The 1,722-nt window shown below is 61.6% G+C and carries 3 protein-coding genes; all 3 read right to left on the reverse strand.

All coding sequences use genetic code 11. The annotated features are described in order from the left end of the window. On the reverse strand, window positions 1-347 hold a 347-nt coding region (locus tag NFS22_RS23515; RefSeq protein WP_251320046.1), incomplete at its 3' end, for a hypothetical protein. Next, entirely contained in the window at window positions 341-739 is a 399-nt protein-coding gene (locus tag NFS22_RS23520; RefSeq protein ID WP_251320048.1) for a hypothetical protein, read from the reverse strand. The genes NFS22_RS23520 and NFS22_RS23515, both read right to left, overlap by 7 nt. A gap of 3 nt (window positions 740-742) precedes the next feature. Then, on the reverse strand, window positions 743-1,722 hold a 980-nt coding region (locus NFS22_RS23525), incomplete at its 5' end, for a phage coat protein (RefSeq protein WP_251320049.1).

Consider the following 1,722-nt stretch of genomic DNA (forward strand, 5'->3'; position numbering starts at 1 on the left):
TCAAGCGGCACCTCCTGGTGGACGGTGTAGACCGCCGGGGTGCCGCTCCGCTCATAGTCACGGGTGACCTTGTTCTGGGTCACGGTAATTTTTGACCCCTCCGGGATGTCCACGGAGGGGTCAATGTAGAGCGTAACAGATTGGACCACCTTGGCGGCCTCCTCAGAGGGCTCCGTGGTGGTGACGGTCTTATGGGAGATGCGGCAGGCCGCCCCCTCCACCAGCACCCGCTCAACGGGCTCTGTGCGGCCATTGACGGGGTTGAGCACCCCATCCCGCACGGTGATGGTGGCCCGGCCTTTCCACAGGCGCTGGACCGCTGCCTTGTAGCGTTCAAGCGTCACCATTTCAGCCTCCGAAAAGCCCCCAGGATTTTCTCCGATGGGTGGATCATGCCATCCAGGGTGGCCAGATAGCGCCCCTCCGGGCTGGAGGTGCCGTCACTGGCCCCGGCAAAGGTGGTGGACACGTCCCCCTCCGTGATGCTCTTGACGGCGGTGGAAAAGTCCAGCCCCTCAATTTCCAGTCCCCCGGCGGCCAGCTTGTCTTGCAGGAATGAGCCCGCCACCATGTCCACCAACGTGTAGATGAGGCCGTCCGGCACTTCCTTGTGGTGGATGCTGGCCAGGAGCGTCACCCTGCATTTGCCGGTCAGGTAGTCAATGGCGGGCTTGTCCTGTTCGGTGGCCTGATACCCCAGCATGGCCAGCCGGGACACCACGGCCTCATACACGTCCACGGCTTACCCCTTGGACTTGATGCGGGCGATGGCGATGACCTTGTCGTTGACATAGGACCGCTCCGCCTCAGTAGCATCCCCAGAGTGCACCAGGTCCCAGTTCTGGCCGTTGGCCAGCTCCTCATCCGTGGGGGAGAGGGAGGCCTGGACCTTTTTCTCGTAGGAGATGCCAAAGGGGGAGAACACCTTGCGCTGGCGGGTGTAGAGCGTGTCCTGGCCGCCGTTGGTCTTGGGATCACGGGCCATCTCGTAGGGCACCTTGGCACCGATGTCCTCATAGTTGATGGTGCCCTCGCCCAGCACATAGCTGACATAATAGGCATCCATCACCACATAGTCCCCGGCGGCCAGGGTCTTGCTGCCATAGTAGGGCTTGACCTCACCCAGCTTGATCTCACCCGCGGCAGGGGTGGCAGTGTCCGCCACAATCTTGACCGCCCCGGTGGTGGCGGAGGTGGCGTCATAGTAGCCCTCCTCAACGGGCATACCGTCATCCACGATGACCAGCTTGCCGTTCCAGGTGTAGAGGGTCAGATCACGGGTCACGCCGTCCTTGTCCGTGTACTTGAGGGCGGTGAGGAGGTTGAGGTTTTCCAGGTTGGTGGACACCACGGAGTGCATGAAGATCATGGAAAACTTTTTCTTGTGGTCGCCGCAGGCCTGAGCGGTGGCGCTGTTGAGGGTGGTGGCCTCCATGGGGCCGTCCACCACATAGGTGTGCTTTTTCACAAACTTAGCGCCCTTGGTGCTGGTCATGGCAAACACGCCCCGGAGGATGGCCAGGAGGGTGTCCTGGTCAATGTCCTGCCAGTATTCCGCCACTTGCTTGGCCACGTTGTCCATGAAGTCCTGGCCGCCGGTGATGTCATAGGAAAAATCCTTTTCCACCCACGCCTTGGCCCGGCTCACCACCACAACGCCCTGCTCAAAGGTCTTGGTGCTGGTGGCTGTGATGTCGGTCTGGCCGTCATAGTTCACGGCGT

It is taken from the genome of Flintibacter muris (assembly GCF_943192995.1).
Lineage (GTDB): Bacteria > Bacillota > Clostridia > Oscillospirales > Oscillospiraceae > Lawsonibacter > Lawsonibacter muris.